General features: G+C 68.3%; 11 protein-coding genes. 4 read left to right on the plus strand and 7 right to left on the minus strand.

Annotation, left to right across the window (positions count from 1 at the left end):
* On the minus strand, positions 1-728 hold a 728-nt coding region (locus OTB16_RS38825), incomplete at its 3' end, for a sporulation delaying protein family toxin (RefSeq protein ID WP_267727616.1).
* Positions 729-1,055: 327 nt separating this feature from the next.
* Between OTB16_RS38825 and OTB16_RS38830 the strand changes: the two genes are divergently transcribed.
* The 3 genes from OTB16_RS38830 to OTB16_RS38840 are packed head-to-tail and all read left to right on the plus strand — an operon-like array spanning position 1,056 to position 2,288.
* On the plus strand, positions 1,056-1,442 hold the full coding sequence (locus OTB16_RS38830; RefSeq protein ID WP_267727618.1) for a hypothetical protein: 387 nt from the start codon (positions 1,056-1,058) through the stop codon (positions 1,440-1,442).
* Positions 1,439-1,924: a hypothetical protein gene (locus tag OTB16_RS38835; RefSeq protein WP_267727620.1), complete on the plus strand. Its 486-nt coding sequence runs from the start codon at positions 1,439-1,441 to the stop codon at positions 1,922-1,924. Before OTB16_RS38830 ends, OTB16_RS38835 begins: the two co-directional genes overlap by 4 nt.
* 1 nt (position 1,925) lies before the next feature.
* Positions 1,926-2,288, plus strand: coding sequence for a GntR family transcriptional regulator (locus OTB16_RS38840; protein WP_267727622.1), 363 nt, complete (start codon positions 1,926-1,928; stop codon positions 2,286-2,288).
* Between the two features lie 127 nt (positions 2,289-2,415).
* On the opposite strand, the gene OTB16_RS38845 is transcribed toward OTB16_RS38840, so the two are convergent.
* From OTB16_RS38845 to OTB16_RS38865, 5 genes are all read right to left on the minus strand, one after another.
* Complete coding sequence (locus OTB16_RS38845; protein ID WP_267727624.1) at positions 2,416-2,553, minus strand: hypothetical protein; 138 nt, start codon at positions 2,551-2,553, stop codon at positions 2,416-2,418.
* A gap of 145 nt (positions 2,554-2,698) precedes the next feature.
* Positions 2,699-3,007 carry a transposase gene (locus tag OTB16_RS38850; protein WP_267727626.1) on the minus strand — a complete coding sequence of 103 codons (309 nt, stop codon included), beginning with the start codon at positions 3,005-3,007 and terminating at the stop codon, positions 2,699-2,701.
* A gap of 75 nt (positions 3,008-3,082) precedes the next feature.
* Positions 3,083-3,421 carry a helix-turn-helix domain-containing protein gene (locus tag OTB16_RS38855; RefSeq protein ID WP_267726736.1) on the minus strand — a complete coding sequence of 113 codons (339 nt, stop codon included), beginning with the start codon at positions 3,419-3,421 and terminating at the stop codon, positions 3,083-3,085.
* 676 nt (positions 3,422-4,097) lie between these two features.
* Entirely contained in the window at positions 4,098-4,850 is a 753-nt protein-coding gene (locus OTB16_RS38860; RefSeq protein ID WP_267727628.1) for a hypothetical protein, read from the minus strand.
* A gap of 73 nt (positions 4,851-4,923) precedes the next feature.
* Positions 4,924-5,448, minus strand: a complete 525-nt coding sequence (locus OTB16_RS38865; RefSeq protein WP_267727630.1) for a hypothetical protein — start codon at positions 5,446-5,448, stop codon at positions 4,924-4,926.
* A gap of 358 nt (positions 5,449-5,806) precedes the next feature.
* Between OTB16_RS38865 and OTB16_RS38870 the strand changes: the two genes are divergently transcribed.
* Entirely contained in the window at positions 5,807-6,541 is a 735-nt protein-coding gene (locus tag OTB16_RS38870) for a hypothetical protein (RefSeq protein WP_267727632.1), read from the plus strand.
* Positions 6,542-6,766: 225 nt separating this feature from the next.
* Here OTB16_RS38870 and OTB16_RS38875 read toward each other — a convergent pair whose 3' ends face one another.
* Positions 6,767-7,120: a VOC family protein gene (locus tag OTB16_RS38875; protein WP_267727633.1), complete on the minus strand. Its 354-nt coding sequence runs from the start codon at positions 7,118-7,120 to the stop codon at positions 6,767-6,769.
* Between the last annotated feature and the right edge of the window lie 477 nt (positions 7,121-7,597).

Here is a 7,597-nt window from a genome sequence, read left to right on the forward strand (position 1 = left end):
AACTTCCCCTCGTTAGACCCCACTTGTGGCGGTATACAATAAATGAGGTGGGATGAGTGGACAGACAGTCGTAAATTCGAAAGCTGTATCGAATTCCGACTTGATCGAACAGATCCGGCCTTCCTCGAACCGCTGGGCGGCGACCACCAGAAGTTGACTGCGTTCGCCACATTGGCAGCGGCCTGGATGTTGACGGCGACCGACACGTTGACGGCGCCGCCGAGATTGACGGCGACCAGTACGTTCACGGCGAGGACGATGGTGGCGCACTGTCCGGTGCCCGTGCCGGTGTCACCAGGCTTGACGGGCGGTGCCTGATCGGCCAGCGACGTGAGGACGCCGGCCGCTTCCTTGATGCCGTCCTGGACCTTGCGCGGGTCTCCGGAGCGGAGCTTGCCAGCGAAGGTTCCGAAGAACTGCGGCTGGTTGGCCTGCACCTTGTCCAGAAGAGCTGAGGCCGCTTGCCTCTGCTCCGGGGTGCTGTTGTTCTGGCGCAGGGCGGCCAGGTCTGCGAACTTGCCGGACTCACCGAGATCCTCGGCCACCGGGCCCTGCGCGAAGGCGAGCCCTTCGAAGAGCGCCCGTCCGTCCTGCGCGGCCTGCGGGGTTGCCGCTACGGCCGCGCGGGGGGCGGGGGTCTTGGTCGTGGCCATCGCACCCTGTGCGGCGACGCCGCTTAAGCCCAGTACGGATGCCACGGCGATGGCGACGCTTGCGCGTCGTTGCATGGGTAACTTCCCCTCGTTAGACCCCACTTGTGGCGGTATACAATAAATGAGGTGGGATGAGTGGACAGACAGTCGTAAATTCGAAAGCTGTATCGAATTCCGACTTGATCGAACAGATCCGGCCTTCCTCGGGGAGGCCCGCATGGCAGTGCGTCACCTCGGGTAGGTGGCCGTTGCAAGCGTTGAGCTTGTTCTATTACGACCCATGCAAGTTTCGGGCGTGCCCGACATGAAAGGGACAGACCTCAGATGACAGCCGATAACAAGACGTCCTTAGCCCCGACCCAGCGCGCCCTCACGCTGGCGGCACCCTTCATCGTGGGAGCTGTGGCTACAGCAGTGGCGTTTCTCCTGTTCAGGAGCTCCTTCACGGGAAGGGTTGCCACCCACTTCACTCTTGACGGCGATGCCAATGGATTCAGCTCCCCCAGCGCCGCACTTGGCCAGTACATGGTGGTCTTCCTGATCGAGGCCATTGGCATCGGTGCCGCCCTCATATCCGCCAAGGCCGCCATCACCACCGTGCGGGCGCTGGGCGTCTTCGCCTGGGGCCTGGCATGCGCAACCGCGTGCCTGTTCGTGCTGGCCATGTGGGTCAGCACCGGCTCTGAAGGCCAGGAGGTACGGCTGTCCAGCCAACAGGTCGTCACAGCCGTCGCGGTGGGACTCGCTGTGGCCGTGGGCGGATGGCTCGTGTCACGGAAGCGGGCATGAGCCGGCAAGGGGAAACGGGCCCGGTCCTGGTGTGGCAGCGTTCCCTCGTCAGCGGGTGGATGCTCGCCACCGGGCTGGTCTCGGCCGCCGCCCTCCTGGTCGCCGCAGCGGTGGATCCCTCACACCGGCTCTGGGCGCTGTCGCTTTTGCTGTTCTCCGCAGCCTTCCTGATCACCGCGGCGGTCAGGGTCACTGTTTCCGAGCGCGGAGTCACGGCAGCATCAGTCTGCCTCCCGCTTCTCCGACGGCACTTCCCTCTCCCCCGCATCACGAAAGCTTCGTCCCGCTGGACATGCCCCCTCGAAATCGGAGGCTGGGGCTACCGCTGGAACCCCGGCCTCAGCGCGATCTCGCTCCGCGAAGGCGACGCCCTGTGGCTCGGCCTGAGCAACCAGACCACGTTCGTCATCACCATCGACGACGCCGAGACAGCCGCGAAGCTCGTCAACCGGCTTCGCGAACAGAGCCCCGAGGACCGCTGACATGCTGGTCGAAATCGATCACTCGTCGCCCGTCAGCCTCGCGGAACAGATCGCCGCCGCGGTACGCAGAGCTCTAGCCGAGGGCACACTGCACCGGGGGGAACGCCTCCCATCAGCCCGCTCTCTCGCACGAACCCTCAACATCAACGTCCACACCGTGCTGCGCGGATACCAGATCCTCAAAGAAGAACACCTCATCGACCTCAGACCAGGACGAGGCGCCGTCGTCATGTCGACGTCCTCCCCCACACAGGCACTCGTGGTGGACGCATGCCGACACTTCGCGCACCTCGCGAGACAAGCAGGCCTCACCGAACCCGATGTCCTGGAGATGGCACGCACCCTCTTCCGAACAGCCACCTGACCCCGAGGGGGGCTACGCCCTCCTCCGCCCGGATCCGTCGTGCTCACCCGCCGGCTCGCCGGGTGCAGCCCCTGCTTTATCCGGCGGCCTGGATGACGCCGTGGAGTCGGCCGAGATCGCGTTCGTCTCAGGCGTCCTTGGCCTGGGCCCGCTCGAACAGCGGCTGCCGCATGTCGGCGAGCTCCTGGGCCAGGTGGTCGAGGGGCAGGGGGCGACCGTGATGCCGAGCCCTGGGGCGTGCGGGCTCGCAGCGATGGTTGCCCATACGGCAATGCAGGCGTCGGCGGCGGCTCGGCGGGCCCGCCTCGCGACTTGCTCGCCCCCGAGGCTTCCCCGAGGTAGCACTCGCGCGGGTGCTCGACCTCCCTCTTGGTGCTGCCTGACAGACGTAGGGAGAGCCAGGAGGCCTGTCACCTGGGCCGGGTCGGGTCGAGCTGTGCCGCGAAAAAAGCCGAGGCCGTCCGCAGGACCTCGTTCGCCCGCTTGAGCTGCACGTTTTCCTTGCGCAGGGCCGCCAGTTCCTCGCGCTCCGCCGTGGTGAGCACATCACCGCGTTCGCCGGCGTCGGCCTCGGCCTGGCGGATCCAGTTCCGCAGGGCCTCGTGGTGCACGCCGAGATCCTCGGCCATACGGCGGATCACCGGCTTCGGCTCAGCGGTCCGGTACATCCGCACCGCACGCTCACGCAACTCCAGCGGGTACTTCCTCGGGGCAGGCATCGTCTGGGCTCCTCTCACGAGCCCCATCTGACCCCCTGTCACCTCTTCTCGCATCTCGGGGGAACCTCAGTCCGCTCAGGCCGCGGCCGGCGGGTTCGCCGATCCGGAGGCGCGGCGGTGTTCGGCGTTGATGCGCTGGGCTTCCTGCAGCTGGTCTTCGAGGATGACGATCCGGCACGCGGCCTCGACGGGGGTGCCCTGGTCGACGAGCTCGCGGGCGCGGGCGGCGATGCGGAGCTGGTAGCGGGAGTAGCGGCGGTGCCCGCCCGTGGAGCGCAGCGGGGTGATGAGACGGTGCTCGCCGATCGCGCGGAGGAAGCTCTGGGTGGTGCCGAGCATGTCGGCGGCCCGGCCCATCGTGTAGGCGGGGTAGTCATCGTCATCGAGACGGCCGTAGGAGTCGTCTGCGGTCATTTCACCTCTCTGTGAACCATGCGGAGGGGCCCTGGTGCCTATGGCACCAGGGCCCCGAAGGAACTGCTACACCATCTGCCGGCCCTGATGCTGCGCCGGCCTACTGTTTCCGCCTACCCGACCTGAGAACCGTCGGGGGTGCGGGGATCGCGGTTGCTCGACCGGAGACCACCTCACAAACGATGTCCTGCGGTACCCGGACCCAACAATCCGTCCGGGCGATCCTGATGGCGCCCAATCCCTCCGTTCATCCCTCGGATGATCAACTGCATACCAACTGGGAACTGCTGATACTGCGAACTGCTGCAACGCGGGTACTGCTCCTACTACTGCACTGCGCACTGCTGGTGGCCTCAAACCAGCGCCACTCCGGCAGCCAGCCCCGTCGCCCGTCCTGCATCTGCTCTGGCTTGGAACCCCACTGCCGAACCTCCCGGAGCGGATGCCCACCATCGACACCCTTACCGAGGCACTGCCGAGTACTGCGAACTGCTGATACTGCGTGTGGTGGCCCCTGATGACTGCGGGCCACCCAGTCCGGTGACCAGTCCCGTCGCCGACCTGCACAAACCCTGGCTTCGACACTCCACCACCGCACCGTCATACGGGTACTACCTGTACTGCGGATACTGCTGCCCGGCAGTTCGTCTCTGCCAGGCCCTGCGGTCTCTCTGGGCTACGAGAGAAACCATAACCACACCACCGACCAATGTCTACTCCGGCCGACACAGGTTTTCGTGCGGGCAGTGAACAGGTAATCGAGCGGGGAGAAGCGCGGCCGCTCGATGCGGCGGACGGGAGCAGGGCGGGCGTGCCCCGGGTCGGCTCGGTGGCTCTCCCCGGGGCCGGATGCGGCGTCACCGCCGGTGTCCCGCCGCCCTGGCGGGCGCGGCGGCTCGCTGGCGGGCGGGGACGCCGGCTCGGCCGGGGCCGGCTGTCCGGGGGCCGCGGCGGCGGTTGTGGTGGTGGAGCGGGAGCGGGCCGCCGCCGGGGAAACCCTCACGCGGGACGCGGGCGCGGCCGGGGCGGAGGGCGGTGTCGTCAGGGAGTGCAGGGTCGCGTCCACGAGACGGCCGGCCGTGGTGGAGGTGGGGCCGTCCTTGAAGGAGGTGTCGGCCTGGAGGCGGGCCAGGTGTGCGGCGAGGTGTGCGGGGCCGCCCTGGTCGCGGATCTGGTTCATGCGGGCCGCGAGCAGGGGCCAGGGGCGGGAGGCGACCAGGAGACCGACCTGTGTCTCGGGCAGGACGTCCTTGACGAGGCCGACGATCGTGGCGTGCGCGAGCCGGTTCACGCCGAGCTGCTCCAAGGCCTTCGCGCGGTCGCCGAGGTCCAGGTCCCGGGGCACGTTCAGGCCCTCGGTCAGCGGGCCCCAGGAACGCTTCGCGTCCCGGCTTGCGGGCGGCGCCCACGGATCGACGGCCTCCCGCACCGGCACAGCAGCAGGAGCGGGGGCGGCAGTCGGCGCGGTGCCCGGCGCAGCGGCGGGTGCGGGCACACGGGCGTCAGCCGGAGCCGGAGCGGGCGCGGAGGCGGGGGCGGTGGTCGCCGCCGGGGCGGCCCGGAGCGGGTGCGGGTGCTTTGGCGGCGGCCGCGGTGGTGACGGCGGCGACGGCCTGGTCGACGCCGGCTCCGGCGGCGTGCGCGTCGAGGAGGATCCGGGCGACGTCGACGCCGCGGGCGTCGAACCGGCCCATGGCGGCCGCGATGTCCGGCCAGGCCGGGGAGGCCAGGATCGCGTCGCGCACCAGACCTGCGGGCATCGTCGTACGAAGGAGGTCCGCCCACCGGTCGGTGCCCTCCGCCTTCGTCAGGGCCTCGTTCGCCACCACGGCCTGGTGGACTCCGGCGGTCATGCGGCCCAGCTGCGGCAGAAACGTGCCGAGGTCGACACCGGCCTGCTGGAGACCGACGAGCTGACGGGCCATCACCGGCCAGTCCGCCCCCGCCATCAGCTCGGCCAGGACGTCGTCGCCCAGGACGCCGCGCAGCTGGCCGGCCGACCAGCCCGGCGCCATTACAAAGAGCAAGAAAATGATCCCATCAGACACTGGGCCAACATGAACGCCAAGCGCTCGCCGCTTGCTCCCATCTACGTCAACGACGCCAAACTTCATCTCCGGAAACCAGCCCTGAGCCCCGCCATCCGACTCGCGCAGCAACGGCGCGCCCACACCTTCGACCCATCCCACCGCGCTGGTGAAGCGCTCGTCGCACACCGCTACCTCGCCACGGTGTTCCGGCGAGCCTGGGACCCAATGCGGAGACACGTACTCTCTCCAAACGGAGATAGCCATTACCAAGTTGGTCGGTGACGATCGGGGGCAAGGGCCGACGAGCGGCCATCTGATCGTTTCTGGCAGCCACGGGCATGATTGGATCCCCGGCATGACAGATTGGCCACAACTCAGCCACGCCTACGGCTCCGCCGAAGACATACCCGCCCTGCTGGCGCGCATCGCGTCCGAGCCCGAGTCAGGGCTCTGGAACGACCTGTGGTCCGCGCTCTGCCATCAAGGCAGCGTCTTCTCAGCCAGCTTCGCAGCACTGCCCTGGCTGGCCGACATGGCCGAGAACGAAGACCGGGGACAAGCCGTGAACGCTCTGGGCCTGGCGGGTGCCATCCTGGCGGGCGCCGACCAGCCGCATGGAGCGGGCGATGTTCGCACACAGCACTCGGCGGAAATCGCAACCCTGCTGGCATCGGTGAACCGTCATCTCCGGACCGCAACCGACCGCACCGAGTACATCGACCTCCTGGAATCCATGCTCGGCTTCGAGGGCGTCGCGGGATGGAGCGAGGACCTGGCTTGGGGACTCGGGAACGAGGAATACGAAGTCTCCTGCCCCGGATGCGAAACCAACCTGTTCATCGTCATTGGCGAACGCGGGTTCTTCTCCACCAGCGAGGACTACGCCTTGTCTTACGACACCATCGAAACCCGCCCGCTCCGCGCGACGAGCCCCGCAAACCTCGAAGGCATCGGCTCGCGTCTCCACGACATCGCACTCACCGACGACCAACACGAAGTCGCCCACCTGCTGACCTACGTCTTCGGGAACGCGACCTGCCCGGACTGCGAAACCGACTTCTCAGTCGCCGACCGAGTCAGCGCCGGCTAGGTGTGCTGTCGCATGAGGTTGGTACCGCCTCAGTGGCGGGCGGCAGCCCGCCGACGGACGGTGTTCGGGAGGGTGGCGCTGCGCCACATCTACGGGGAACTCCATGCCCTCAGCTTGGAATCGCGCCTCTCCGGGCGCCCCCGCACAGCTCCGTATGGAGCACGGACCAGCCAGAGAGCCGGGGCCCCGGCTCGGGGCCCCGGATAACTGCCCGGCGGTCCCCGCTCAGCTCTTCCGCTCACTCAGGACGCAGAACTCGTTGCCCTCCGGGTCGAGGAGGGTCACCCAGTGCTGCCCGTCCTGCACGGTGTCGACGCGCCGGGCACCGAGGGAGAGCAGCCGGGCAATCTCGGCCTCCTGGTCGTCGGGGCGGAAGTCGGGGTGGAGCCGGTTCTTCGACGTCTTGCCCTCGGGGACAGGCACGAAGAGCAGGCCCGGCATCCGGTCCGGCTCAGGCCGGATCTCGATGATCTCGTCGGATTCGTCGACCACAACCCAGCCGAGAGCCTCGGCCCACCAGCGCCCGAGAGCGACGGGGTCGGCGGAGTCGACCATGATCTGTTCCCATTCCAGTGCCATGGGCCTGAGCATAGGCAGACCGGCGGCCCACCCCGCAAAGCCGCCACTCTTCCCAGTCCTCCAAGTCCTCCGCGGTCGCCTCAGGCACCAACCTCGTGAGACATCACAGCTAGGCGAGCACTCAGTAGTCCCGGCCCCCGAAAAGCCCGGCACCCGCCCTCCGAAATCGCAGAGTCATTCTGCACAGAATCGGACCGCGCAGGGCATCAACACCCTTCGCCTCGCTGCTCAGCGCCCGGTCACGATGCAACTAATAAATGCACCGGACAGCGAGCCGGGAAACCAGGCCCGCCGACACCCGACAACACCGCCCACCCACGGCCCCCGCACCCGCCCCCAACACCGGCCCCCCGACACCACGACAACCCCACCACAACACCACCCCCGCACGGCGTGCGCGGCACCGCGGCACCGCACCGCCACCCCCCCCCCCCCCCCCCCCCCCCCCCCCCCCCCCCCCCCCCCCCCCCCCCACCC

It is taken from the genome of Streptomyces antarcticus (assembly GCF_026627255.1).
In the GTDB taxonomy this organism is placed as follows: domain Bacteria; phylum Actinomycetota; class Actinomycetes; order Streptomycetales; family Streptomycetaceae; genus Streptomyces; species Streptomyces antarcticus.